Annotated in this window: 24 protein-coding genes; 15 read left to right on the forward strand and 9 right to left on the reverse strand. The window is 72.5% G+C overall.

All coding sequences use genetic code 11. From position 1 onward, the window contains the following. Window positions 1-179: 179 nt before the first annotated feature. A complete protein-coding gene (locus tag DEJ23_RS10925) occupies window positions 180-1,496 on the reverse strand; it encodes an MFS transporter (protein WP_181429223.1) in 1,317 nt (438 codons plus the stop codon). Between the two features lie 180 nt (window positions 1,497-1,676). On the opposite strand from DEJ23_RS10925, the gene DEJ23_RS10930 reads away from it, so the two are divergent. The 3 genes from DEJ23_RS10930 to DEJ23_RS10940 all read left to right on the forward strand — a co-directional run bounded on the left by DEJ23_RS10930 (window position 1,677) and on the right by DEJ23_RS10940 (window position 5,238). After that, entirely contained in the window at window positions 1,677-2,048 is a 372-nt protein-coding gene (locus tag DEJ23_RS10930; RefSeq protein ID WP_111240296.1) for an FKBP-type peptidyl-prolyl cis-trans isomerase, read from the forward strand. Continuing rightward, a complete protein-coding gene (locus DEJ23_RS10935) occupies window positions 2,048-2,884 on the forward strand; it encodes an aldo/keto reductase (protein WP_111240297.1) in 837 nt (278 codons plus the stop codon). The genes DEJ23_RS10930 and DEJ23_RS10935 overlap by 1 nt, the downstream gene beginning before the upstream one ends. A 107-nt stretch (window positions 2,885-2,991) precedes the next feature. Beyond that, window positions 2,992-5,238 carry an ATP-binding domain-containing protein gene (locus DEJ23_RS10940; RefSeq protein WP_111240298.1) on the forward strand — a complete coding sequence of 749 codons (2,247 nt, stop codon included), beginning with the start codon at window positions 2,992-2,994 and terminating at the stop codon, window positions 5,236-5,238. Between the two features lie 93 nt (window positions 5,239-5,331). Here DEJ23_RS10940 and DEJ23_RS10945 read toward each other — a convergent pair whose 3' ends face one another. The 3 genes from DEJ23_RS10945 to DEJ23_RS10955 are packed head-to-tail and all read right to left on the reverse strand — an operon-like array spanning window position 5,332 to window position 7,871. Further along, a complete protein-coding gene (locus tag DEJ23_RS10945; protein WP_111240299.1) occupies window positions 5,332-5,607 on the reverse strand; it encodes a protealysin inhibitor emfourin in 276 nt (91 codons plus the stop codon). A 17-nt stretch (window positions 5,608-5,624) separates the two neighbouring features. Then, the gene (locus DEJ23_RS10950; protein WP_111240300.1) at window positions 5,625-6,680 is read right to left on the reverse strand and encodes a M4 family metallopeptidase; all 1,056 of its coding nucleotides are present in this window, start codon (window positions 6,678-6,680) and stop codon (window positions 5,625-5,627) included. Between the two features lie 45 nt (window positions 6,681-6,725). Then, window positions 6,726-7,871: a glycoside hydrolase family 6 protein gene (locus DEJ23_RS10955; RefSeq protein ID WP_146240273.1), complete on the reverse strand. Its 1,146-nt coding sequence runs from the start codon at window positions 7,869-7,871 to the stop codon at window positions 6,726-6,728. A 103-nt stretch (window positions 7,872-7,974) separates the two neighbouring features. Here DEJ23_RS10955 and DEJ23_RS10960 point away from each other — a divergent pair, with 103 nt between their 5' ends. The 3 genes from DEJ23_RS10960 to DEJ23_RS10970 all read left to right on the forward strand — a co-directional run bounded on the left by DEJ23_RS10960 (window position 7,975) and on the right by DEJ23_RS10970 (window position 9,571). After that, window positions 7,975-8,421: a VanZ family protein gene (locus DEJ23_RS10960; RefSeq protein ID WP_181429224.1), complete on the forward strand. Its 447-nt coding sequence runs from the start codon at window positions 7,975-7,977 to the stop codon at window positions 8,419-8,421. 100 nt (window positions 8,422-8,521) lie between these two features. Beyond that, on the forward strand, window positions 8,522-8,791 hold the full coding sequence (rpsO, locus tag DEJ23_RS10965; RefSeq protein ID WP_022902140.1) for a 30S ribosomal protein S15: 270 nt from the start codon (window positions 8,522-8,524) through the stop codon (window positions 8,789-8,791). Between the two features lie 156 nt (window positions 8,792-8,947). Then, window positions 8,948-9,571 carry a CE1759 family FMN reductase gene (locus tag DEJ23_RS10970; protein ID WP_111240303.1) on the forward strand — a complete coding sequence of 208 codons (624 nt, stop codon included), beginning with the start codon at window positions 8,948-8,950 and terminating at the stop codon, window positions 9,569-9,571. A 36-nt stretch (window positions 9,572-9,607) separates the two neighbouring features. Here the strand turns inward: DEJ23_RS10970 and DEJ23_RS10975 are convergent, their stop codons facing one another. Further along, window positions 9,608-10,696 carry a lytic transglycosylase domain-containing protein gene (locus tag DEJ23_RS10975; RefSeq protein ID WP_111240304.1) on the reverse strand — a complete coding sequence of 363 codons (1,089 nt, stop codon included), beginning with the start codon at window positions 10,694-10,696 and terminating at the stop codon, window positions 9,608-9,610. 412 nt (window positions 10,697-11,108) lie between these two features. Between DEJ23_RS10975 and DEJ23_RS10980 the strand changes: the two genes are divergently transcribed. Then, window positions 11,109-13,382: a polyribonucleotide nucleotidyltransferase gene (locus tag DEJ23_RS10980; protein WP_111240305.1), complete on the forward strand. Its 2,274-nt coding sequence runs from the start codon at window positions 11,109-11,111 to the stop codon at window positions 13,380-13,382. Window positions 13,383-13,464: 82 nt separating this feature from the next. On the opposite strand, the gene DEJ23_RS10985 is transcribed toward DEJ23_RS10980, so the two are convergent. Next, window positions 13,465-13,992 carry a YbhB/YbcL family Raf kinase inhibitor-like protein gene (locus DEJ23_RS10985; protein WP_111240306.1) on the reverse strand — a complete coding sequence of 176 codons (528 nt, stop codon included), beginning with the start codon at window positions 13,990-13,992 and terminating at the stop codon, window positions 13,465-13,467. A 146-nt stretch (window positions 13,993-14,138) separates the two neighbouring features. Next, the gene (locus tag DEJ23_RS10990) at window positions 14,139-14,786 is read right to left on the reverse strand and encodes a TetR/AcrR family transcriptional regulator (protein ID WP_220034221.1); all 648 of its coding nucleotides are present in this window, start codon (window positions 14,784-14,786) and stop codon (window positions 14,139-14,141) included. A 245-nt stretch (window positions 14,787-15,031) separates the two neighbouring features. Between DEJ23_RS10990 and DEJ23_RS10995 the strand changes: the two genes are divergently transcribed. After that, window positions 15,032-16,366: a pitrilysin family protein gene (locus tag DEJ23_RS10995; RefSeq protein WP_111240308.1), complete on the forward strand. Its 1,335-nt coding sequence runs from the start codon at window positions 15,032-15,034 to the stop codon at window positions 16,364-16,366. 5 nt (window positions 16,367-16,371) lie between these two features. After that, on the forward strand, window positions 16,372-16,974 hold the full coding sequence (locus DEJ23_RS11000; protein WP_111240363.1) for a histidine phosphatase family protein: 603 nt from the start codon (window positions 16,372-16,374) through the stop codon (window positions 16,972-16,974). An 84-nt stretch (window positions 16,975-17,058) separates the two neighbouring features. Here the strand turns inward: DEJ23_RS11000 and DEJ23_RS11005 are convergent, their stop codons facing one another. Continuing rightward, window positions 17,059-17,547: a GNAT family N-acetyltransferase gene (locus tag DEJ23_RS11005; protein ID WP_111240309.1), complete on the reverse strand. Its 489-nt coding sequence runs from the start codon at window positions 17,545-17,547 to the stop codon at window positions 17,059-17,061. Window positions 17,548-17,569: 22 nt separating this feature from the next. Here DEJ23_RS11005 and dapB point away from each other — a divergent pair, with 22 nt between their 5' ends. Then, window positions 17,570-18,316: a 4-hydroxy-tetrahydrodipicolinate reductase gene (gene dapB, locus DEJ23_RS11010; RefSeq protein ID WP_111240310.1), complete on the forward strand. Its 747-nt coding sequence runs from the start codon at window positions 17,570-17,572 to the stop codon at window positions 18,314-18,316. Between the two features lie 3 nt (window positions 18,317-18,319). Next, window positions 18,320-18,784: a tetratricopeptide repeat protein gene (locus DEJ23_RS11015; protein WP_309147083.1), complete on the forward strand. Its 465-nt coding sequence runs from the start codon at window positions 18,320-18,322 to the stop codon at window positions 18,782-18,784. Window positions 18,785-18,922: 138 nt separating this feature from the next. Here DEJ23_RS11015 and DEJ23_RS11020 read toward each other — a convergent pair whose 3' ends face one another. Beyond that, window positions 18,923-19,834 (reverse strand): TIGR01777 family oxidoreductase, encoded by a 912-nt coding sequence (locus DEJ23_RS11020; RefSeq protein ID WP_111240311.1) that lies wholly within the window; start codon window positions 19,832-19,834, stop codon window positions 18,923-18,925. Between the two features lie 90 nt (window positions 19,835-19,924). Between DEJ23_RS11020 and DEJ23_RS11025 the strand changes: the two genes are divergently transcribed. The 4 genes from DEJ23_RS11025 to DEJ23_RS11040 all read left to right on the forward strand — a co-directional run bounded on the left by DEJ23_RS11025 (window position 19,925) and on the right by DEJ23_RS11040 (window position 24,121). Beyond that, a complete protein-coding gene (locus tag DEJ23_RS11025; protein ID WP_258375459.1) occupies window positions 19,925-20,764 on the forward strand; it encodes a thymidylate synthase in 840 nt (279 codons plus the stop codon). Continuing rightward, window positions 20,764-21,294: a dihydrofolate reductase gene (locus DEJ23_RS11030; RefSeq protein ID WP_111240312.1), complete on the forward strand. Its 531-nt coding sequence runs from the start codon at window positions 20,764-20,766 to the stop codon at window positions 21,292-21,294. Before DEJ23_RS11025 ends, DEJ23_RS11030 begins: the two co-directional genes overlap by 1 nt. Window positions 21,295-21,418: 124 nt before the next feature. Next, entirely contained in the window at window positions 21,419-22,396 is a 978-nt protein-coding gene (gene dapA, locus DEJ23_RS11035; RefSeq protein ID WP_111227626.1) for a 4-hydroxy-tetrahydrodipicolinate synthase, read from the forward strand. Between the two features lie 48 nt (window positions 22,397-22,444). Further along, window positions 22,445-24,121 carry a ribonuclease J gene (locus DEJ23_RS11040; RefSeq protein ID WP_111240313.1) on the forward strand — a complete coding sequence of 559 codons (1,677 nt, stop codon included), beginning with the start codon at window positions 22,445-22,447 and terminating at the stop codon, window positions 24,119-24,121. The last annotated feature ends 68 nt before the right edge of the window (window positions 24,122-24,189 follow it).

The raw sequence follows: 24,189 nt of genomic DNA on the forward strand, positions 1-24,189 counted from the left end.
CCCGCGCCCCCGCCCTGGTCGAGAACCAACGCGGTTCCCCCTTCGCACACCTGGATCACGGGGTGCGCAGCGGAACACCGGTGGTTCCGCTGCGCACCCCGTGATCCAGGTGTGCGAAGGGGGAACAGCGGTGTTTCCCGACCAGGGCGGGGGCGCGGGGCGGAGGCAGCCGCGCCGCGTCAGTTCGCGTGCGGGTGCAGGGCGTCGTACCGGCGGAAGGACGGCACGAGGCGGAGCAGCAGCGCGACGAGGCCGATGATCAGCACCCCGCCGAGCACCGGCGGCACGGCGATGCCGACCGCGACGACGAGCCCGGCGTAGAGGTCGCCGACGCGCGGGCCGCCCGTGACCACGACGACGAAGATGCCCTGCAGCCGACCGCGCATGCCGTCCGGAGCCGCCGCCTGCAGGATCGTGTTCCGGAACACCGAGCTGACGTTGTCGGCGCCGCCGGCCAGCGCGAGGAAGAGCGCGGCGAACCCGAGCGCCGGCAGGATCCCCGCGTCGAACGCCTCGCCGGCGCGGCCGCCGAGCACGTGCGCGAGCCCCACGACGACACCGAACGCGGCGATCGCCCCGCCGTAGACCGTGATCGCCCAACCGACGGCCTCGCCCTGACGGCGCACGTGGCCGAGCGGACCGGAGAACACGCTGGACAGCAGGGCGCCGATCGCGTACGCAGCCGTGAGCGCACCCACCGTGATCGAGCCGCCGCCGATCACGAGGGCCCCGATCGCCGGGTAGAGCACGCGGGGCTGGCCGAACGTCATCGCGATGATGTCGAGGACGAACGTCATGGTGATGTTGCGGGACCGCCGGAGGAACCGGGCGCCCTCGACCAGGGAACCGAGCCCGGGCTTCAGCGCACCGTGCTCGGCCGCGAGCTTCGGCAGCGTGAACACCCCGAGGAAGGCGCAGCTGAACAGCACGACGTCGATCGTGTACGTCGGCGCGAAGCCCACGGCGGCGATGAGGACGCCGGCGACGGCGGGCCCCACCGTGACCTGGAGCCCGACGGCGATGCCGCCGAGGGCGCTCGCCGCGGGCAGCAGGTCGGTGCCGACGAGTCGCGGGACGATGGCGGCGCGCGCCGCGCCGTTGACCGTGGCGGCGACGGCGTTCACCGTCGCCAGGACGTAGAGGAGGGCGACGCTCTGCAGCCCGAGCCAGGCGTGCGTGGCGATGAGCGCGATGGCGAGCCAGGCGACGACCGCCGACCACAGCGCGACGGTGCGCCGGTCGAACGCGTCCGAGAGCATGCCGCCGTACAGGCCGGCGACGATCATCGGCAGCAGGGCGATCACGCCGACGAGCGAGACCGCGAACGTCGAGCGGGTGATCTCGTACACCTCGAGACCGACCGCGACGGTGGTCATCTGGGTGCCGATGCCGGCGATCGCGGTACCGGCCCACAGCCTGGCGAACGCGGGGGAGCGGCGGAGCGGGGTGAGGTCGGCGAGCAGGCGGCGGCGCGGAGCGGTGTCAGGTCGTGTCACGGTGGAACCATTCTGCTGCCTCCTGGCCCGCGAACGGGCGGAACCCGTCGCAACGGTCGGTCGGCCGTGACCGATCGTGCCCGTTCGTGCACGGTGGGGACGGAACGAGCCCGTTCGCGGGCAGCGAGACACCTGCGCGGCCCGGGATCGCCCCCACGCCGACCTGGTTGACTGACGGACATGACTGACCTCAACAGCAAGCCCGAGTTCGACGCCCCCGAGGGTCCGGCCCCCACCGAGCTCGTGATCACCGACATCGTCGAGGGCGACGGCGACGTCGCGAGCGCCGGTTCGACGGTCAAGGTCCACTACGCCGGCGTCGAGTACGAGACCGGCGAGGAGTTCGACAGCTCGTGGAACCGCGGCGAGCCGATCGACTTCCCGCTCGCGGCGCTCGTCCGCGGCTGGCAGGAGGGCATCCCCGGCATGAAGGTCGGCGGTCGCCGCAAGCTCGTCGTCCCGCCGGAGCTCGCCTACGGCCCGGCCGGCGGCGGACACTTCCTGTCCGGCAAGACCCTCATCTTCATCATCGACCTGCTCGGGGTCCGCTGATGCAGGTCGGCGCGCCCACGATCGAGCTGAACGACGGCCACCGCTTCCCGGAGCTCGGGCTCGGCACCTACGGCCTGAGCGGCGACGAGGGCGCCACGGCCGTCGGCACGGCGATCACGAGCGGCTACCGGCTGCTCGACACCGCGCTCAACTACGGCAACGAGGACGCCGTCGGTCGTGCCGTGCGCGAGTCCGAGGTCGACCGCGAGGACCTCGTCGTCACCTCGAAGCTGCCCGGCCGCCACCACGGCTACGACGAGGCGCACCGCTCGATCGACGAGACGCTCGGGAACCTCGGGCTGGACCGCGTCGACCTGTACCTCATCCACTGGCCGAACCCCTCGGTCGGGAAGTTCGTCGACACCTGGAAGGCGTTCGTCGACCTCCGCGACAGCGGCAAGGTCCGCTCGATCGGTGTCTCGAACTTCACGCCCCAGCACCTCGAGGCGATCATCGACGCGACCGGCGTCGCCCCCGCCGTGAACCAGGTGGAGCTGCACCCGTACTTCCCGCAGGCCGAGCTCCGCAAGGTGCACGCCGAGTACGGGATCGTCACCGAGAGCTGGAGCCCGCTCGCCAAGCAGTCCGAACTGCTCACCGAGCAGCCCGTGCTCGACGCGGCGGCCGCGCACGGCGTGACGCCCGGACAGGTCGTGCTGCGCTGGCACGTCCAGCTCGGCGCGGTGCCGGTACCGAAGTCGGGCGACCCGGACCGGCAGCGCGAGAACCTCGACGTCTTCGGCTTCGAGCTGACCGACGACGAGGTCCGTGCGATCTCCGGCCTCGAGCGCGGTCGCCTCTGGGACGGCGACCCGGACACGCACGAGGAGATGTAGGGGCTGCCGCCCCGACGGACGGGAGGCACGTGGCGGGTCCGCTACGTGCCTCCCGTCCGTCTGTCCCGGGGGACTACACTGGGTTCCCCTGTCCCGAAGGGTGGCGTGTGTCCGAACCGACCGAGATCGACCGTGAGCGTGGCTACGTGGACGGGCTCTTCGCCCGTCTCGACGAGCTGACGGCCGAAGCCGAGCAGCGCCTCGCCGAGACCCGCCGCCAGGCGGTCGGGGGCAACCACCAGAGCCGCAGTGAGCGCGACGCGTACGCCCGGTTGTACGAGGACACCATCGCCACGCTCGAACGCGTCGGCGACCGCCTGGTGTTCGGTCGACTCGAGGTCTCGGAGCCCGACTCCGCCGAGGACACGTTCCGCTACATCGGCCGTGTGGGCCTGCGGGACGACGAGCACCGGCCGCTCCTGCTCGACTGGCGCGTCCCCGGTGCGAGCGCCTTCTACCAGGCGACCGCGGCGCACCCGATGGGGATGCGCGCCCGCCGCCACGTGACGCTCGAGGGCCGCACGGTCGTCGGCGTCGAGGACGAGGTCTTCGACGCCGCGCTGTACGACGACGAGCGCACCCACCTGCAGGGCGAGGGCGCCCTGCTCGCGGCCGTCACGGCCGAGCGCACCGGTCGGATGACGGACATCGTCGCGACGATCCAGGGCGAGCAGGACCGCATCATCCGATCCCCGCTCGAGGGCGTCCTCATCGTGCAGGGCGGCCCCGGCACCGGCAAGACCGCCGTGGCACTGCACCGTGCCGCCTACCTGCTCTACTCGCACCGCGAGCGCCTGCGGGGCTCCGGCGTGCTCATGGTCGGCCCGTCGCCGGCGTTCCTGACGTACATCGAGCAGGTGCTGCCGTCGCTCGGTGAGACCGGCGTCGTGATGGCGTCGCTCGGGTCGCTGTACCCCGGGGTGCACGCGACGACGCACGACCACGGTGACGTCGCCGCGGTGAAGGGCTCGGCACAGATGGCGTCGCTGCTCCGCCGTGCCGTGCGCTCGCGCCAGGTCGTGCCGACCGAGCCGGTCGTGCTCGACGTCGAGGGGGAGCGGCTCACCGTGCCGCCGCAGCTCGTCGCCGACGCACTGAAGCGGGCGCAGGACCGCGGGAAGCCGCACAACGTCGCGCGGGTCACGTTCAACAAGATCGCGCTCGACGCGATGACCCGACTGCTCGCCGACCAGCTCCGCGCGCGCGGCACCACGGTGGACGAGGCCGACGAGAAGGTCCTGCGCGAGGACATCCGCAGCTCGTACGACGCCCGGGTGCTCCTCAACACCGCCTGGCTGCCGCTGCCGCCGGAGAAGTTCCTCGAGGACCTGTACGCGCGGCCGAACTGGCTCGCCTCGCTCACGCCCGACTGGGCCCCGGCGCGTCGCGCCCTGCTGCACCGTCCGCGCGGGGCCGGCTTCACGATCGAGGACGTCCCGCTGCTCGACGAGGCCGCCGAGCTCCTCGGCCCGTTCGACCCGAGCGGCGGCGCGGCGGGGCGTGCGGCGAAGGCCAGCCGCAACCGCGACATCGAGAACGCACGGCAGGCGATCGAGAACATGGGGGTCGAGGGGATCGTCACGGCCGAGCAGGTCGCTGGGTCGTTCGCCGAGGGCGGCGACCCCCGTACCACGGCCGAGCGCGCCGCCGAGGACCGCGAGTGGACCTACGGGCACATCGTGGTCGACGAGGCGCAGGAGCTCTCCCCGATGCAGTGGCGGGTGCTCGCGCGTCGGAACCCGCTGCGGTCCTTCACGATCGTGGGGGACATGGCGCAGGGCTCCTCACCGGCAGCCGCCCGCTCGTGGGACGACGTGGTCGGGGCCCTCGCCCGCCGTCGCCGCGGACGTGCGCCGGTCGTCCCGCTCGACCACCGGATCGAGGAGCTCACGGTGAACTACCGGACGCCCCGTTCCATCGTGCAGGCGGCCGGGGCCTTCGCCGACGCCGCGGGTCTGTCCGTCACCCGGACCGAGGCCGTGCGCGACGGCGACCCGGTGGACCGCGTGACGGTGTCGCGCGCGGCGCTGCTCGACACGGTCGCCGAACGGGTCGACGCGGAGCGTGGTCGGATCGGCTCCGGCACGATCGGCGTCATCGTCCCCGAGGCCGAGGTGGTCGCGGTGCGCGAGCGACTGGCGCGGACGGACGCCGACGTGCGGGGCCTCGGGTCGCCGCGACCCGGCTCGGTGACGGTGCTCACCGGAGCCGACGCGAAGGGCCTCGAGTTCGACGGCGTGCTGCTCGTCGACCCGGAGCGGGTGGGCGCGGACGCGGCGCGCGCCGCGGCGGCCGTGTACGTGGCGATGACGCGCCCGACCCGTCGGCTGGTGGTCGTCAACGTGACCGACTGACGGCGGGACGTCAGCGGCGGACGGACGGGAGGCCCGTGGCAACCCCGCCACGAGCCTCCCGTCCGTCCGTGCCCACGTCGCGGAGCACGCCGCTCAGCTGACCGGCTCGCCCTCGTCGCGCACCCGCGTGACGAGGGTCGCCCACGGCCCGTCGAGCTGGCTGCCGGGGATCGTCACGGTGGTCCTGGCGACCGTCACCGTCCAGGTGAAGTCGTCGGGGACCGCGTGTCTGCGCCGGACCGGGGCCTCGCGGGGGAGTGCGCCGACCAGGTCGTACCAGGCGTCCGGGTCGTCGCACGACTCGGTGTCGATCCGCCAGCCCCGCGAGAGGCCGGCGAACCCACCACTGCGGCGGACGACGATGTGCATGTCCCGGTTCTACGCCGTCACGACCCGGAGCGGACACCGACCGCGCGCCAGGCGTCGTGGACGGCCGTGCGCTGAGCGGAGTCGCGGCCGAACCGACGTGCGGCGGCGTCGAGCGTCACCCTCGCGAACCCCGCGAAGTCGATGCCCTCGGTGGTCTCCGCCGAGGTCAGGGCGTCCCACCACACGGCCCCCGCGCCCTGCCACGCGTACCCGCCGATGGCCGTCGCGGCCAGGAAGAACGCCCGGTTCGGGATGCCAGAGTTCAGGTGCACCCCGCCGGAGTCCTCGGTGGTCTCGACGTAGTCGGCCATCGTCGCCGGCTGCGGGTCCTTCCCGAGCACCGGGTCGTCGTAGGCGGTGCCCGGCGCGCGCATCGACCGGAGCGCGACGCCCCGGACGGCGTCGGTGAACAGCCCCGCTCCGATGAGCCAGGACGCCTGGTCGGCCGTCTGCCCGGCGGCGTACTGGGCGACGAGCGAGCCGAAGACGTCGCTGACGGACTCGTTGAGGGCACCGGACTGCCCCTCGTAGGTCAGGTCGGCGGTGTACTGCGTGACCCCGTGCGCGAGTTCGTGACCGATGACGTCGAGGGCGATCGTGAACCGCTCGAAGACCTCGCCGTCACCGTCCCCGAAGACCATGCGCCGTCCGTCCCAGTAGGCGTTGTCGTAGTCCTGCCCGTAGTGCACGGTGGCGTCGAGGGGGAGGCCGACACCGTCGATCGACGCCCGCCCGAACACGTCGAGCCAGAACGCGTGGGTCGCGCCGAGGCCCGCGTACGCCTCGTCCACCGCGGCGTCGCCCGTGTCCGGGTCGCCCTCGCGACGCACGACCGTGCCGGGCAGGGTCGTCGTCGCGTCGGCGTCGGCGATGGTGCGCTGCGGTGACCGGTCCACGGATCCGGTGACGCCCTGTCGTCGGACGCGGTGCTCGTGCTTCGGCGCCGCGACGACCGTGATCTCCGCGAGGGCCGTGCGCGCGGCCGAGGCCGCCCGGGGGTGCTCCTCCGCGGCGGCGACGGCGCGCAGCAGGTAGGGCGGGACGACACAGCGGCGGCGGTCGGGGGCGGTCATGGCGCCATGGAACCACCCACGGCCGACGGCGGCCCGGGCACGGCCTCAGTCCCGCTTGCGGTGCTCGACCAGCGCGAGCGCGTACGACTCCCACCACGCTCCGGCGGCGGGGCCGCCGTTGCACGTGCCGTCGCTGAGGCCGGGGGTCTTCACCCAGAGCAGGGCGTCCAGCCGTGACGTACCGCGGGTCACGTGCGGCGCCTGCCCGAGCCCGGCGCCCTCGGGGTTGCACCACGTGCCGCGCCACCCCTGGCCGTTCCGGGAGACGTCGATGACGAAGTGCGGATCGCCGCCGACGGCGTCGGCCAGGCGGTCCGCGTACGCGCGCTCCTGGTCGACGCGGTAGAAGTTCGAGACGTTCGTGGCGAAGCCCTGCGTCCGGTCGACGCCTGCCTGCCGGAGCCAGCGCGCCATCGTCGCGACCGGCACCCGGTCCTCGTTGCCACCGTCGAGGTACACCGTCAGGCCGCGGTCGGCCAGCTCGTCCACCGCGCGGTCGAGCAGTCGCAGGCGCTCCTGCCCGAGGCGCTCGCAGACGTGGATCTGGGCGATCGAGTCCGGTTCGACGAGCACGACCGCGTGCGAGCCGGCCATCGCCCGCGCCGCCGAGCGGACCCACGGCAGGTAGGCGTCCCCGTCGGTCCCGCCCGCCGAGTAGCTGCCGCAGTCGCGGTCCGGGATCGCGTAGAGCACGAACACCGGAGTGCGTCCCTGTTGCTCGGCACTCCGCACGACGCGTTCGATCGTCCGTCGTGTCGTTCGCTCGGAGGGGTCCGTCAACCAGGTCGCGACGGGCTGGTCCGCGATCACGTCGATCTGTTCGGCGGTGGTGCGCTCACCGTCGTCCCGGGCCTCGGCCGCTCGGCGGGCCGCCTGGTTGTCGGTGTCCGGCTGTCGCGCCAGGCCGCCGGGGAAGGCCGCCGCCGCCGACTCGCGTGCCGCGACCGGTCTGCCGGCGCCGCCGCCGTGCCCGTCGGGGCCCCGGCCGTCCGGCGGGGGAGCCGGCAGGGTCGCGAGCACGACGGTGACCACGGCGGCCGCGACCACGGCCCCTGCTCCGAGCCACGCCCACTGGCGGCGTCCGCTGCCCGTGGTGCTGCGGTGCTCGTCGCCGCTGTGCCTGCCGCTGTGCCCGCCGCTGTGCCTGCCGCTGCGGGCGTCCGTGCGGCCGCGCTTCCCCTGCTCCGGCATGCGTCAATGCTGGCAGGACGACGGGCGGTCGTGCCAGCACCGCGGGGCGTCCGCCCAGCTCGGGCGCGGGCTCCTGCCAGGAGCACGCGGCGATACTGTCCGGATGTTCCGGAAGCTGCTGTTGCTCGCCGTCACCGCCGGCTACGCCTGGGTGATCTGGCGGATGACCCTCACCCCGCGGGTCTTCACGCACGCGCAGAACGAGCTCGTGCTGCACGCGGTCGCGTGGGTGCAGGCGCTGCCGCACGGCGCGTGGTTCACCTACGACCGCGTCGAGTTCCTCGCGAACATCGGGATGTTCGTCCCGGTCGGGATGCTCGCGGCGCTGTGGTTGCCGCGCCGGTGGTGGTTGCTCGGCGCCGTCGTCGCCGTCGTGCTCTCGGTCGGCATCGAGTTGGCGCAGGCCCGCTACCTGCCGTACCGCGTGGCCGACCCGCGGGACGTGCTGTCGAACGGTCTGGGCGGGCTCCTCGGCGCGACGCTCGTCGGACTCGTCCGCAGCCTGCTGCCCGCGCCCCGACGGCAGCGCCTGCGCGCCCGTACTGCCTGAACTCTGGTAGTCTCGTCCGGTTGCCGTCGAACGGCCGCGGACAAAGAGCGCCCATGCATCAGGCATGGGCACCGCGCAACGGACAGGAAGGGGATCATCCATGGCACTTGACGCGAAGGTCAAGCAGGAGATCATCGAAGAGTACGCGACCCACCCGGGCGACACCGGATCCCCCGAGGTCCAGGTCGCCGTTCTGACGCGTCGCATCAACGACCTGAACGAGCACCTCAAGGAGCACAAGCACGACCACCACTCGCGTCGTGGTCTGCTGCTCATGGTCGGTCAGCGTCGCCGCCTCCTCGGGTACCTCTCCGACGTCGACATCAACCGCTACCGCGCGCTCATCGAGCGCCTCGGCCTGCGCCGCTAGTCGACTCGCAGACACTGCGTGACCGAACGCCCCGGTCCTCCTCGTGAGGACCGGGGCGTTCCTCGTCGGCGGGAGGGGGTGACGCCGGGAATGGTTGCGCGCTCGGCGCGGTTCGGTACGATGTTCATGCAAACGCATCGAAAGTCGGGATCACTCATGACCACCATCGCCGTCGTCTCCGCCGGGCTCTCCGAACCCAGCTCCACCCGCCTGCTCGCCGATCGCCTGGCCGAGGCCGCGGTCGTCGCCGTCGAGGCCGACCAGCCAGATGGTCACGTGGAGGTGCGCCACGTCGAGCTCCGGCCGATCGCACACGAGATCATCGACGCGATGCTCACCGGGTTCGCCGCGCCGGGACTCGCGGCCGCGCAGGAGACCGTGCTCGAGGCTGACGCCGTCGTCTTCGTCACGCCGGTCTTCACCGCGGGCGTGAGCGGCCTGGCGAAGTCGTTCCTCGACGTGCTCGACAAGGACGGCATGGCCGACGTCCCGGTGCTCCTCGCCGCGACCGGCGGCACGGCGCGGCACTCGCTGGCCATCGACCACGCCCTGCGGCCGGTCTTCGCCTACCTCCGCGCGGCGGTCGTGCCGACGGGCGTCTTCGCCGCGACGGACGACTGGGGCAGCGAGGCGGACTCGGCTGCACTCGACGCGCGCATCCGCCGGGCCGGGGTCGACCTCGCGTGGGCGGTCCGCGCCTCCCGGCGGACGCCGCAGCGAGCGGACGTGCTCGCCGCTCCGACCGACTTCGCGTCCCTGCTCGGCGGCCTCGGGCACTGACCCGCGCGCTGACGGAACGCGTCGGTAGGGGACGCGTCAGTACCAGTGCGGGTCCACGCTCATCTCGTGGCCCCAGGCTGCGCAGGGCGAGCCGTAGGCGTCGTGGATGTACGCCAGACCCCAGTCGACCTGCGTGGCGGCGTTCGTCCGCCAGTCGGCACCGGCGACCGCCATCTTGCTCGCCGGCAGCGACTGGGGGATGCCGTAGGCGCCGCTCGACGCGTTCAGGGCGTTCGCCCGCCAACCCGACTCCTGGTTCCAGAGCGACACCAGGCACGAGAACTGGTCCGCACCCCATCCGTAGGCGCCGATCGCGCTCCGTGCGTACGCCTGCGCTCCCGCCGGGTCGACGACGACCCCGTCCGTGCTCGGGTAGGACGTGCCCGAACCGCCGCTCGTGGCCGCCGGCGTCCCGGTCGCGGCGGCCGCCTCCGCCGCCTCCGCCGCCTCGGCTGCGGCGGCCTGTTCGCGGGCGCGCTGCTGCGCGGCCTTCTGCGCCGCCACCTGCAGGCCGAGCTCGTACCGCCGCTGGGTCCTGGCGGTGGTGTCCTTGAGCTCCGCGAGCTGGGCGTAGAGCTCGTCGCTGTGCTGTCGGGTGTCGGTGACCGCCTGCTCGGCGGTGTCCGACGCGGTGCGGGCCGCGGCGGAGCGCTGCTCGGCCGCGTGGGCGAGGGTGCTCCGCTCGGCCTCGGCGCGCTCGGCCTGGTCGTGCAGCGACGCCGCGGTGCGGCCGGCGACCGAGGCGTCGTCGAGGACCCCCTCCCAGGTGGTCGAGAGCTGGTCCATCGCGCCCAACTGGTACAGCAGTTGGCCCGGGTCGTCGGCGGTGGCGATGCGCGCGGTCATCGCGTTCCCGCTGCCGTCGCGGTACAGGGTCGCGGCGAGCTGGCCGGCTCGCTCCTGGGCCCGTGCAGCGGTGCGCTCGGCACTGTCCGCCTGCGTGCGCAGGGCCGTCGCCGCCTGGGCGGCCGAGGCGAGGTCGGCCTCGGCCCGGTCGGCGGCCTCGCTCGCGTCGAGAGCCGCCTGCGACTTCTCGGCGGCGTCCGCCTGCACGGAACGGAGGGCGGCCTGCACCTTCCGCACCTGCGCCGCGGCGGCACGCTCGTTCCCCTCCGCGCGCTGCACGTCCTGCCAACTCGGGTACTCGGTCGCGTTCGCGGGCAGGACGGTGACGACGGGGCGACGAGCGCGCCGGCGACCACGGCGGCCGCGACGAGCACGCCCCGGGAAGGGGTGGGACGCATGGCGGCAGGCTACCGGGGACACGCCCGTTCGCCACGAGCGACACCGGTCGGGAGCCTGAGGACTGGTAAAGTCCTCATCGTCCGGGGACCGTTCTCCGGACGTCACACGCAACAGTGACACCAACAACACTGCGCAGACCGGGCACGGAGCTGGTCATCGGTGGTGGTTCGCGGGCCCTTCGGACTCCCGAGTGCTTCTACTGCTGGCCAGACATGCGTCCCGACCCCTCGGCGCGCACGCACCATCGAGTGCCGTCGCCCGGGTCTGCCGAACACGTCAAGGAGGCACCCTTTTGGAGGGTCCCGAGATCAAGTTCGCCGAGGCCGTCATCGACAACGGCAAGTTCGGCAAGCGCGTCGTCCGGTTCGAGACCGGCCGGCTCGCACAGCAGGCCCAGGGCGCGGTCGCCGCGTACCTCGACGAGGAGACCATGCTCCTCTCGGCCACCAGCGCCGGCAAGCACCCGCGCGAGGGCTTCGACTTCTTCCCGCTGACGGTCGACGTCGAGGAGCGCTCGTACGCCGCCGGCAAGATCCCCGGCTCGTTCTTCCGCCGCGAAGGCCGTCCGAGCACCGAGGCGATCCTCGTCTGCCGTCTCATCGACCGGCCGCTGCGCCCGTCGTTCGTCGACGGCCTGCGCAACGAGGTCCAGATCGTCATCACCGTCCTGAGCATCGCGCCGGACGAGTTCTATGACGCGCTCGCGATCAACGCGGCGTCCGCGTCGACGCAGATCTCCGGTCTGCCGTTCTCCGGCCCGATCGCCGGTGTGCGCCTCGCGCTCATCGACGGTCAGTGGGTCGCGTTCCCGAAGGCCTCGCAGCTCGAGGAAGCCGTCTTCGACCTCACCGTCGCCGGCCGCGTCGTCACGGACGAGCAGGGCAACGAGGACGTCGCGATCATGATGGTCGAGGCCGAGGCGACCGAGCACGCCTGGGACCTCATCCAGGGCGGCGCCACCAAGCCGGACGAGGCGATCGTCGCGCAGGGCCTCGAGGCGGCGAAGCCGTTCCTCAAGGTCCTCGTCGAGGCGCAGGCGAAGATGGCCGCGCAGTCGGCCAAGGAGATCCAGGACTACCCGGTCTTCCCGCCGTACGCCCCGGAGGTCTACTCCGCCGTCGAGGCACTCGCCCTCGACGAGCTCAAGGACGTCTACCAGATCGCCGGCAAGCTCGAGCGTCAGGACAAGGACGACGCGCTCAAGGCGAAGGTCAAGGACGCCGTCGCCGCCCAGGTCGAGGCCGGGGAGCTCCCCGAGGCCGCGAACGGGCAGGTCAGCGCCGCCTACAAGTCGGTCACGAAGAAGGTCGTGCGCGGCCGCATCCTGACCGAGCAGGTCCGCATGGACGGCCGCGGCCTGGCTGACATCCGTCCGCTCGACGCCGAGGTCGCCGTGATCCCGCGCGTCCACGGCTCGGCGATCTTCCAGCGCGGCGAGACGCAGATCCTCGGCGTCACCACGCTGAACATGCTCAAGATGGAGCAGCAGATCGACTCGCTGTCGCCCGTCACGAAGAAGCGCTACCTGCACCACTACAACTTCCCGCCGTACTCGACCGGTGAGACCGGCCGCGTCGGTTCGCCGAAGCGTCGCGAGATCGGGCACGGTTTCCTCGCCGAGCGCGCCCTCGTGCCGGTGCTGCCGTCGCGTGAGGAGTTCCCGTACGCGATCCGTCAGGTGTCCGAGGCCCTCGGCTCCAACGGCTCGACGTCCATGGGTTCCGTGTGCGCCTCGACCCTGTCGCTGCTCAACGCCGGTGTGCCGCTGCGTGCCCCGGTCGCGGGCATCGCGATGGGCCTCGTCTCCGACACCGTCGACGGTCAGACCCGCTACGCGGCGCTGACCGACATCCTCGGTGCCGAGGACGCCCTGGGCGACATGGACTTCAAGGTCGCCGGCACCTCGGACTTCGTCACGGCGATCCAGCTCGACACGAAGCTCGACGGCATCCCCTCGTCGGTGCTCGACGCCGCGCTCAAGCAGGCCAAGGAAGCGCGCTCCGCGATCCTCGGCGTGCTGACCGAGGCGATCGACGCCCCCGACGAGATGGCGGACACCGCTCCGCGCGTCATCTCGGTGCAGATCCCCGTCGACAAGATCGGCGAGCTGATCGGCCCGAAGGGCAAGACGATCAACGGCATCCAGGACGAGACCGGTGCCGACATCTCGATCGAGGACGACGGCACGGTCTACATCGGTGCCGTCGACGGTCCCTCGGCCGAGGCCGCCCGCGCGCAGGTCAACGCGATCGCCAACCCGACGAACCCGGAGATCGGGGACCAGTTCCTCGGCACGGTCGTCAAGATCGCGACCTTCGGCGCGTTCGTGTCGCTGCTCCCGGGCCGCGACGGCCTGCTCCACGTCTCCGAGGTCCGCAAGCTCGCCGGTGGCAAGCGTGTGGAGAACGTCGAGGACGTGCTCGGCGTCGGCCAGAAGATCCTGGTCGAGGTCACCAAGGTGGACGACCGCGGCAAGCTGTCGCTCGCGCCGGTCGTCGCCGACGACGTGGACACCGAGGGCCGCGAGGGCCACGAGAAGCACACCGAGGACCCCGCCGAGGGTTGATCCCCGGCGCTCCGCGCTGCTGACACCGCAACGGCCGCCACTCCTGCTGGGGTGGCGGCCGTTGCCGCGCGGGCGGGGTGCGTCAGGAGGCGGGGGTCTCCTGCGTGCCGGTCAGCTGGGCGCGACCGAGCAGGTGCTCGCGGAGCAGGAACCCGACCACGGCCGGGGTCGCGTCGGCCGGGGCCTCGAGCACGGGGACTTCGAGCGCGCTGAGGGTGAAGACGTAGCGGTGCGGCCCATGGCCGGCGGGCGGTGCGGCACCGAGGTAGGTGTCCGTGCCGTACTCGTTGCGTCGGCGGAGCGCCTCGGCGGGCAGCAGCGCGTCGTCCGTCCCGGCACCCTGCGGCAGCGAGGTCGTGGACGCCGGGACGTCCGTCAGGCTCCAGTGCCAGAAGCCGGAGCCGGTGGGCGCGTCGGGGTCGTACACGGTGAGCACGTAGCTCGCGGTGCCCTCGGGGGCGCCGTCCCACTCGAGCGCGGGGGAGCGGTCCTCGCCGCCGGCGTCGGAGCCTCGTGCCCAGTCGGGCAACGCGCCGCCGTCGGTGAAGTCGGGGCTCGTCAGGGTGAACGTGGGGACCTCGGGGAGGTTCCAGTTGGGGTCGTTGGCCATGCACCCAGCCAACACCCGGGGCCTGTTCCGCGGATGGGACGCACGCCAGGCCCGTCGCGGCGCCGCCACGGTCCTCCCGTCCGTCCCGTGGGCCGTGGGCCGGAAGGCCACCCGCGACCGGGGTCCTCCGGAGCGGGCGCTCTGCCTCAGCGCGTGATGACGCGCTCGACCACCCGACCGAGCGCGGCCGTGGCGGCGATCGCGTCGCCGGCGTACGCCCCGGCCATGGCTCCGTCGCGCGCGAGCATGAGCTCGTCGGCGCCGTCGCCCGGCAACGGGTGCCCGGCGCGCTGCAGGAGCGAGGCGAGCTCGTCCGTGTACCAGTCGCGGTGCGTGGCGACGACCTGACGGACGGGCTCACGGGGATCGTGGTACTCGGCGGCGGCGTTGAGGAACGGGCAGCCGCGGAACTCCGCACGGCCCACCTCGTCCGACACGGCGGCGACCCAGGCGCGGACGGCGTCGGTCGGGGAGTCGGCGTCGGCGACGAGTCCGGCGAACCCCTGCCGCACCCGTTCGTCCTGCGCACGGATGTAGGCGAGGATCAGGTTGTCCTTCGACCCGTAGTGCTTGTAGAACGTCGCCTTCGTGACGCTCGCCTCGGAGATGAGGCGGTCGACGCCGACGCCGCGGATGCCCTCCTCGTAGAAGAGCCGGGACGCGGTCTCGAGGATGCGGACCTTCGCGCCGCCGGAGCGGGGAGCCGGGGGGACGCTCGACCCGTCCGGCGACGCGAGGTTCGTGCTCGGGCCCGGGAGACGCTGGACGGCCGGTTGGGGGGAATCGACCGTCACAGCGCTGCTCCTCGGACTCATCGGCTCCGCGGGGAAGTGGGGGGACTCCGCCGCGCAGGACTGATGTCCCGAGCCACCGGGCCGGAATCTAGGGGGGCTTCCGACCCGATGAAGAAACTGTACCACAGTGAGGACAGACAGACGAGTCTTTCTATCCTCCTCTGCTGTCCCCCACTTCGAGGCACGCGCCGCGAGACTGTGGAAACTGGGCGGGTGGCCTCGGCGGATCAGTAGGCTCGTCTGCGATGAACCAGCCAGTGCCGTTGCCGCTCGAGGCCCAGGACACGTCGTTCCTGACGTCCGGTGGTGCCTTCGTCCGTCGATCCGTGCTGCCGTCCGGGGTCCGGGTCCTCACCGAGGCCGTACCGGGGGCGAGTTCGACGAGTCTCGGGTTCTGGGTCGGTGTCGGCTCCCGTGACGAGCGCGAAGGGCAGTTCGGCTCCACGCACTTCCTCGAGCACCTGCTCTTCAAGGGCACTGGGCGGCGCAGCGCCCTCGACATCGCCATCGCCTTCGACTCGGTCGGCGGCGAGCACAACGCCGCGACGGCGAAGGAGTACACCTGCTACTACGCGCGTGTGCGGGACACCGACGTCCCCATGGCGGTGGAGGTGATCGGTGACATGGTGACCGGTTCGGTGCTCGACGCCGACGCGTTCGCCGTCGAGCGCGGCGTCATCCTGGAGGAACTGGCGATGGCGGCCGACGACCCGGCCGACGTCGCGGGCGAGGCGTTCTTCGCGGCGGCCTTCGACGGGCACCCCCTCGGCCGTCCCATCGGGGGCACGCCGGAGAGCATCCGTGCCGTCGGGCGCGACGAGGTCCTCGACCACTACCGCGAGCACTACGCGCCGAACGGCATCGTCGTGACGGCGGCCGGCGCCGTCGACCACGACCGGTTCCGCGAGCTCGTCGAGCACGTGTTCCGTGACGCGCCGCAGGCCTCCCCGCTCGCGCGACGCACGCCGCAGCCGGTCGCCGACCCGGCCGTGCCGCGCCTCACCGTCGCGCACCGCCCGACCGAGCAGGTCAGCATGCTCCGCGGGTCACAGGGCCTTGACCTCCGCGACGACCGGCGGCCCGTGCTCAGTGTGCTGAACGCCGTGCTCGGCGGCGGGATGAGCTCCCGCCTCTTCCAGGAGGTCCGCGAGCGCCGCGGTCTCGCCTACGCCGTGTCGTCGTTCGCCCCGGCGTACCTCGACAACGGTGCCTTCGGTGTCTACGCCGGGTGTGCTCCGGACAACGTCGCCGGGGTGGTCGAGATCATCGACGCCGAGTTCGCCCGCATGGTCGACGACGGCATCACCGAGGACGAGTTGCGGCGTGCGAAGGGACAGATCGAGGGCGCGCTGACGCTGTCGCTCGAGGACTCCGACGCCCGCATGACCCGTCTCGGCCGGTCGGAGCTCGGGACGGGGGAGTTCACCGACCTCGGGACGGCCCTGCAGCGCGTCGACCGGGTGACCCCGGGCGACGTGCTCGACCTCGCGCGCGACCTGCTCACCCGGCCGACGATCACCTCGGTCGTCGGCGCCGTGCAGCAGGACCGACTGGCAGCGGCCATCGGTGCCGAGGGGTGACGGACGTGTCGCACTACCTGTACCTCGTCCGGCACGGCGAACACCAGGACGCCGAGCACGGCCTCCGCGACGGCAAGCTCTCCGAGCGTGGCAAGCGGCAGGCCATGCTCATCGCCGACCGCCTGGGCGGGGTGCCGTTCGACGGCGTGTACCACTCGCCGCTCGACGCCGCGAGCGAGACCGCGGCCTTCCTGGCGCAGCGCCTGCCCTCGATCCAACCCGAGCCGTCGACGCTCCTGTTCGACTGCATCCCCTCCGGCCCGACGCCGGACATGCCGCATGCGTACCAGGGGTGGTACGGCGGCGTGACCGAGGAGGAGATCGTCGCCGGTCAGGCCCAGATGGGCGACGCCGTCGCCGAGTGGTTCACGCCGGCACGCGAGGACCGGCACGACCTGCTCATCACCCACAACGCGGTGATCGGGTGGTTCGTGCGCGAGGCCTTCCAGGCGCCGGAGTGGCGGTGGATGGGCACGAACGTCGCGCACACCGCGCTGACGATCATCCGGATCCGCTCCGCGAAGCCGGCCGAGGTCGTGACGCTGAACGACCTGGCGCACCTGCCGGTCGAGCTCCGCACCGGCCTGCCGGTCGACCAGCCCGTCTAGCGTCGTCCGGCACCGGCCGGCGGACGCTCCGCGCGTCAGCGCACCGGCAGGGAGGCACGCGTCGCACCGGCAGGGAGGCACGCGTCAGCGCACCGGCTTGCGGTACCAGGCCGTCGCGTTCGGGTTGTCGTTGAACGGCTCGACGCGCTGGTAGCCCCGACTCCGGTACATCGCACCGGCTGCGACGAGCGAGTCGTTCGTGTCGAGGACGACGCTCGTCGCGCCGAGCTCCCGCGCCGCCTGCTCGAGTGCGTCCATCACGGCGGTCGCGACGCCACGGCCGCGGCCGGCGGGTGAGACGTACACGTGCTTCACCTCGAAACGGACGTCGCCGGCGTCGTCCGGGATCCGGCGGAGGCCACCGCAGCCGACCGCGAGCGCGTCGGCGCCGTCCTCCTCGTACGCGACGACGAAGACGCCGTTCGGCGGTGCGAACTCCGCGGCGGGGGTGCGCTTCCGCGAGTAGGTGCCCTGCGCGGTGGGGAACGTCGCCTCGCGTTCGTCGAGGTAGGCGTCGAGCAGGGCGTCCACCTCGGGCGCGTCGGCGGGCACGGACCTGACCTGGAGCGGCATGCGTCGATCCTAGGATGGACGCATGGTCACTCCCGTCGCCGTCGTCGGCGCCACCGGTCGTCTCGGGGGCCTGGTGGCCTCCGTCGTGGAGTCGCTCGACGGCTTCGAACTCGTCGCGTCGCTGTCGTCGAAGGACGCCGTGCACGAGGCGCCGCCGTCGGTCTTCGGCGGTGCGGCCGTCGTGGTGGACGTCACCGTCCCGGCGCTCAGCCCCGCGATCGTGGAGCACGCGCTGGCGAGCGGTGCGAACGTCCTCGTCGGGACGTCGGGCTGGTCCCTCGAGCGGCTGGCGAAGCTCCGCGCCGGGCTCGAGGCGCGGCCCGATCAGGGGGTCCTCGTCGTGCCCAACTTCTCGATCGGTTCGGTGCTCGCGACGCACCTCGCCACGATCGCCGCACCGTGGTTCCCCTCGGTCGAGATCGTCGAGACGCACCACGCCGGCAAGATCGACAGCCCGTCGGGCACCGCCGTGCGGACGGCCGAGCTCATCGCCGACGCCCGCCGCGAGGTCGGTCCCGTCGACGCGCCGCACGTCGACCAGCGCGCCCGTGGGCAGCAGGTCGCGAGCGTGCCGATCCACTCGCTCCGCCTGCCGGGGGTCAAGGCGATGCAGGACGTGCTGCTCAGCGGCCCCGGCGAGACCGTCACGATCCGCCACGACACCAACGACGACGTGGCGTACGTCGCCGGCGTCCGCGCGGCGTTGTCCGCCGTGGTCGGTGCCCGGGGCCTGACCGTCGGGCTCGGCAGCGTCCTCGGCATCGGCTAGACGGTGGCGTCGACCTGGCGGGCGCTCCGCTCCCCGTTCTGGGGTGCGGCGCTGATGACGCTGCTGCTCGCGCTGTACATCGGGCTGGTCGGGCAGCGTGCGGTCGCGTTCGTGCAGACCGGCCAGCCGATCGGCATCGGCATCGGCGTCGCGCTGTTCGTCGTCGCGGCGATCGGCGCGCTGCTGCTCGTGCTCGAGGTCCGCTTCGGCCTGCGCACCACGCGGCTCGGCGCGCGGCTCGAGCGCGAGGGCGGTGCGCCGGACGAGGTCGTCCCGGTCCGTCCGTCCGGCCGGCCGACCCGCGAGGCGGCCGACGAGGTCTTCCCGCGGTACCGGGACGCGGTCGAGGCCGATCCCGAGGACTGGCGCGGCTGGTACCGCCTCGGCGTCGTCTACGACGCCGCCGGCGACCGCAAGCGGGCGCGGGCCGCGATGCGCACGGCGCTCGCGAAGGCCAGCGGGCGCTGACGGTCGGGAGGCACGTGGCGGCCCCGCCACGTGCCTCCCGTCCTGCCACGGCGGCCCGCGACGCCGTCGATGGAGCAGAAGACGTCGGGTCGGCCGCCCCCACCCGACGTCGCCTGCTCCACGAACGGGGGCGTGCCGTCAGAACGCGGCGTCGACCGCGTCCTCGGCGCGCTCGTACCGGAACCGGTAGCCCGCGTCTGTGAGCTTGCGCGGCACCATGCGCTGGTTGGAGAGGAGCATCTCGTCGGCGGCCTCGCGCAGGAGCAGGTGCAACGCCGTGGCCGGCACGCTGAACAGGTAGGGGCGGTGCAGGTCCTCGGCCACCCGTCTCGTGATGCGGTCGGCCACGGCCGGCTCCGGTCCCGCGAGGTTGACCGGACCGCGCACCTCGGCGGCGTCCGGGCTCGTGGCGAGGTGGACGATGGCCCCGACCTCGTCGTCGAGGGCGATCCACGGCCAGAACTGTCCGCCGGTGCCGAGCTTCCCGCCGAGGCCGGCCCTCGTCAGCGGGACGAGGGGTGCCAGCGCGCCGCCACCCTGCCCGACGACCACCCCGGTGCGGAGCAGCACGACGCGGACGCCCTCCGGCGCGGCGGTCGCGGCGGCCTCCCACGCGGTGCAGACCTCGGCGAGGAACCCCGTCCCCGCGTCCGCGTCGTCGTCGAGGACGTCGACCGGCCGGTCGCCGTACACGCCCGAGGCGGACCCCGACAGGAAGAGCGCCGGCGGGGTGGCGGCGCCGTGCATCGCCTCGACGAGGGTCTCGGTGGCGTGGACCCGTGAGTCGAGGATCTCCTGCCGGTACGACCCGGTCCACGGCAGCCTGCCGATGCTCGCGCCGGCCAGGTTGACGACCACGTCCGCGCCGTCGAGCACCGCCGGGTCGAGCGGTCGCGTACTGGGGGACCAGCGGAACTCGGACGCGGAGCGCGGGGCGCGGCGGACCAGCGTCGTGACGTGGTGTCCGGCGTCACGCAGCGCGCGGACGAGGGGGGTCCCGATGAAGCCGGAGGCACCGGCGACGAGGATCGAGAGCGGCTCTGTCGACATGGTCGCCACGGTACTCAGCAGCCTGGAGGCGCGGCGTGGACCGACCGGGTCGGCTCGCCTGCGTCCCCGGTCGCGTCTAGGCTCGTCGGCGTGAGCGAGACCGTGCAGCCCGATCCCACCGTCCCCACGCCCGCGGTACCCACTCCCTACGAGGACCTGCTGCGCCGGGTGCTCGAGGAGGGCACGCCGAAGGGCGACCGCACCGGGACCGGCACGCGCAGCCTGTTCGGCGCGCAGCTGCGCTACGACCTGTCGCAGGGCTTCCCGCTCGTCACCACCAAGCGCGTGCACTTCAAGTCGGTGGCGTACGAGCTGCTCTGGTTCCTGCGCGGCGACGGCAACGCCAGCTGGCTCCAGGAGCACGGCGTCCGCATCTGGAACGAGTGGGCGGACGAGGACGGCGACCTCGGACCGGTGTACGGCGTGCAGTGGCGCTCGTGGCCGACCCCGTCGGGTGAGCACGTCGACCAGATCGCCCAGGTCATCGACCAGATCCGGACGAACCCGGACTCGCGGCGCCTCATCGTCTCCGCCTGGAACGTCGCCGACGTGCCCGACATGGCACTCGCCCCCTGCCACGCGTTCTTCCAGTTCTACGTGGTCGACGGCAAGCTCTCGTGCCAGCTCTACCAGCGCAGCGCGGACATGTTCCTCGGCGTCCCGTTCAACATCGCGTCCTACGCGCTGCTCACCCACATGATCGCGGCGCAGACGGGGCTCGAGGTCGGCGACTTCGTGTGGACCGGCGGCGACTGCCACGTGTACGACAACCACGTCGAGCAGGTCCGGGAACAGCTCAGCCGGGCGGCGTACCCGTACCCGACGCTCGAGATCGCCCCGCGCGACTCCATCGACGACTACGAGTACGAGGACTTCACGGTCGTCGGCTACGAGCACCACCCCGCGATCAGGGCCGCGGTCGCCGTCTGATGGTGGACGCGGAGATCGCCGAGCCAGGCTGGACGGAACCCGAGCGCGGCGTCGGCATGGTCTGGGCCCGCACGGCGTCGGGGGTGATCGGCGCGGACGGGGGCATCCCGTGGCACGTGCCGGAGGACCTCGCGCACTTCCGCAGCGTGACCGGGGACGGCGTCGTCGTGATGGGCCGGCGCACGTGGGACTCCCTGCCGCCGCGCTTCCGGCCGCTGCCCGGGCGGCGCAACGTCGTGCTGACGCGTGACGCGTCCTGGTCGGCCGACGGAGCCGAGGTCGCGCCCGACCTGGCGACGGCGCTCGACACCGACGAGCCCGTCTGGATCATCGGCGGGGGAGCGGTGTACGCCGACGCCCTGCCCTTCGCCGACCGGGTCGCCGAGACGATCGTCGACCTCGACGTGCCGGGCGACACCCGGGCGCCGGCACTCGACGACGCGTGGGAACTCGTCGACGAGGGCCCGTGGCACGAGTCCCGCGTGGACGCCACACGCTACAAGTTCCTGGAGTGGCGCCGCCGCGCCTAGTGCCGTACCGGGGGCGGGACGGGAGGCGCGTGGCCGGCCCGCACGCGCCCCGCGTCCGTCCGGGAGCCGCTCACCGTCCACCCGGACGGCCTCCCCGGGGCACGAGCCCGGTACGCTGGTGCGCGTGTCCCCGCGTGAGAATCCCTTCGGTCAGGTCCTCGTCGCCCTCGTGACGCCGTTCACGGCCGACGGCGAGGTCGACTGGCCCGGCGTCGAGCAGCACATCGACGACTGCATCACGGCCGGCGCCGACGGCATCGTCGTCACCGGCACCACCGGCGAGACGAGCACGCTGACCGACCCGGAGAAGCTCCGGCTGGTCGAGGTCGGCAAGTCCGTCGCCGCGGGCCGCGCGAAGATCATCACCGGCGGCGGCTCGAACGAGACCGCGCACGCCATCCACCTCTACAAGCAGAGCGAGCGGGCCGGCGCGGACGGTGTGATGATCGTCACGCCGTACTACAACAAGCCGACCCAGGCGGGCGTGCTCACGCACTTCCGGATGATCGCCGACGCCACGGACCTGCCGGTCATCCTGTACGACATCCCGGGCCGCACCGGCATCCCGATCACCTACGAGACGATCGTGCGGGCGTCGCACCACCCGAACATCCTCGCCGTGAAGGACGCCAAGGGCGACTTCGCCGAGGTCTCGCGGGTGCTCAACAACACCGACCTCATGTACTTCTCCGGCGACGACACGAACGTGCTGCCGCACCTGTCCATCGGCGCGACCGGACTCATCGGTGTCACCGCGAACATCACGAGCACGCCGTACCGCACCATCGTCGACGCCGTGAACCGCGGCGACCTGGCGACCGCGACCGCCGAGCACAAGCGCGTCGAGCCGCTCGTCCGCGCGATCATGACGCACGTCCCCGGCACCGTCGCGGCGAAGTACGTCCTGCACGGGCTCGGCCGCATCGGCAGCCCGCGCGTCCGTCTGCCGCTCGTCGGCCCCGAGGACACCGAGGCGTACGCGATCGAGACCTCGCTCGAAGCGGTCCGGGACATCCCCGGCGCCGACTTCTCGAACTTCCGCCCGGACCGCAACGCTGCGGCCGGCGGCGCACTGCCGAAGGTGCCAGGCACCACACGTTAGGAAAGACCGCGGCGCGCGAGCTGCGCGCCGCACGACAGTCAGGACCGAATGCCCACCCAGATCTCCGAACCGCAGCCGCTCGAAGCCGGCACCCTCCGCGTCGTCCCCATCGGAGGGCTCGGCGAGATCGGTCGCAACATGACCGTCTACGAGTACGAGGGCAAGCTGCTCGTCGTGGACGCCGGTGTGCTCTTCCCCGAGGAGCACCAGCCGGGCGTCGACCTCATCCTCCCCGACTTCGCCCCCATCCGTGACCGTCTCGACGACGTCCTCGGTGTGGTGCTGACGCACGGGCACGAGGACCACATCGGCGCCGTGCCGTACCTGCTCAAGCTCAAGGCCGACATCCCGATCATCGGCTCGACGCTGACGCTCGCACTCGTCGAGGCGAAGCTCAAGGAACACCGGATCAAGCCGTACTCGCTGGTCGTGCAGGAGGACCAGACCGAGCAGCTCGGCCCGTTCCACCTCGAGTTCGTCGCCGTGAACCACTCGATCCCGGACGCCCTCGCCGTCGCGATCACGACCCCTGCCGGGCGTGTGCTGCACACGGGCGACTTCAAGATGGACCAGCTCCCGCTGGACGACCGGATCACGGACCTCCGCGCCTTCGCACGCCTCGGCGAGCAGGGCGTCGACCTGTTCCTGCCGGACTCGACGAACGCCGACGTGCCGGGCTTCACCCCGCTGGAGCGCGAGATCGGCCCGGTCCTCGAGAACGTCATCACCCGTGCCCGCAAGAAGGTCGTCGTGGCGAGCTTCTCGTCGCACGTGCACCGCGTGCAGCAGGTCCTCGACGCCGCCGCCGCCGCGAACCGCAAGGTCGCGTTCATGGGCCGCTCGATGATCCGCAACATGAACATCGCCGCCGAGCTCGGGTACCTCCGGGTGCCGGAGAACGTGCTCATCGACACGAAGAAGGCGAAGGACGTCCCGGACGACCAGATCGTCTACATGTCGACGGGGTCCCAGGGCGAGCCGATGGCCGTCCTCGCGCGCATGGCGAACCTCGAGCACCAGATCGAGATCGGCGAGGGCGACACCGTCATCCTCGCCTCGTCGCTCATCCCCGGCAACGAGAACGCCGTCTACCGCGTGATCGACGGCCTGACGAAGCTCGGCGCCAAGGTCGTGCACAAGGGCAACGCGAAGGTCCACGTCTCCGGTCACGCGGCCGCCGGCGAGCTCCTGTACTGCTACAACATCCTCCGGCCGAAGAACGTCCTGCCGGTCCACGGCGAGCACCGCCACCTGTACGCGAGCGCCGACCTGGCGATCCAGACCGGCGTCCCGCCGCGCAACGTGATCCTCGGGCAGGACGGCATCGTCGTCGACCTCAAGGACGGCGTCGCGAAGGTCGTCGGGCAGCTCGACCTCGCGTACGTGTACGTCGACGGTTCGACCGTGGGCGAGATCACCGACGCCGACCTCAAGGACCGCCGTGTCCTGGCGGAGGAGGGCTTCATCTCGATCTTCTGCGCCGTGGACTTCACGACCGGTCAGTGCGTCATCGGCCCGGAGATCCAGTCGCGCGGCTTCGCCGAGGACGACTCGGTCTTCGACAGCGTCCGTCCGCAGATCACCAAGGCCCTGGCCGAGGCCGCCGCGAACGGCACCCGTGACCAGCACGCCTTCAGCCAGGTGGTCCGCCGCACGGTCGGCCGCTGGGTGAACACCAAGCACCGTCGTCGTCCGATGATCGTCCCGGTGGTCATCGAGGCGTAGGACACCGCACGGCGCTGCTGCGCCGAGCCGGCCAGGAGGCCCGGTGCGCGTTCCCCGGGAACGCTCGC

Source organism: Curtobacterium sp. MCSS17_008, from assembly GCF_003234185.1.
GTDB lineage: Bacteria > Actinomycetota > Actinomycetes > Actinomycetales > Microbacteriaceae > Curtobacterium.

Bases quoted from the DNA above. Each gene is read 5' to 3' on its own strand.
- dapB (WP_111240310.1), top strand. From the start codon at position 17,570: ATGGTCACTCCCGTCGCCGTCGTCGGCGCCACCGGTCGTCTCGGGGGC.
- DEJ23_RS10985 (WP_111240306.1), bottom strand. From the start codon at position 13,992: ATGGCCAACGACCCCAACTGGAACCTCCCCGAGGTCCCCACGTTCACC.
- DEJ23_RS11040 (WP_111240313.1), top strand. From the start codon at position 22,445: ATGCCCACCCAGATCTCCGAACCGCAGCCGCTCGAAGCCGGCACCCTC.
- DEJ23_RS11030 (WP_111240312.1), top strand. From the start codon at position 20,764: ATGGTGGACGCGGAGATCGCCGAGCCAGGCTGGACGGAACCCGAGCGC.
- DEJ23_RS10950 (WP_111240300.1), bottom strand. From the start codon at position 6,680: ATGACCGCCCCCGACCGCCGCCGCTGTGTCGTCCCGCCCTACCTGCTG.
- DEJ23_RS10955 (WP_146240273.1), bottom strand. From the start codon at position 7,871: ATGCCGGAGCAGGGGAAGCGCGGCCGCACGGACGCCCGCAGCGGCAGG.
- DEJ23_RS10945 (WP_111240299.1), bottom strand. From the start codon at position 5,607: ATGCACATCGTCGTCCGCCGCAGTGGTGGGTTCGCCGGCCTCTCGCGG.
- DEJ23_RS10970 (WP_111240303.1), top strand. From the start codon at position 8,948: ATGACCACCATCGCCGTCGTCTCCGCCGGGCTCTCCGAACCCAGCTCC.
- DEJ23_RS10930 (WP_111240296.1), top strand. From the start codon at position 1,677: ATGACTGACCTCAACAGCAAGCCCGAGTTCGACGCCCCCGAGGGTCCG.
- DEJ23_RS11020 (WP_111240311.1), bottom strand. From the start codon at position 19,834: ATGTCGACAGAGCCGCTCTCGATCCTCGTCGCCGGTGCCTCCGGCTTC.
- DEJ23_RS11005 (WP_111240309.1), bottom strand. From the start codon at position 17,547: ATGCCGCTCCAGGTCAGGTCCGTGCCCGCCGACGCGCCCGAGGTGGAC.
- DEJ23_RS10960 (WP_181429224.1), top strand. From the start codon at position 7,975: ATGTTCCGGAAGCTGCTGTTGCTCGCCGTCACCGCCGGCTACGCCTGG.
- rpsO (WP_022902140.1), top strand. From the start codon at position 8,522: ATGGCACTTGACGCGAAGGTCAAGCAGGAGATCATCGAAGAGTACGCG.
- DEJ23_RS10935 (WP_111240297.1), top strand. From the start codon at position 2,048: ATGCAGGTCGGCGCGCCCACGATCGAGCTGAACGACGGCCACCGCTTC.
- DEJ23_RS10995 (WP_111240308.1), top strand. From the start codon at position 15,032: ATGAACCAGCCAGTGCCGTTGCCGCTCGAGGCCCAGGACACGTCGTTC.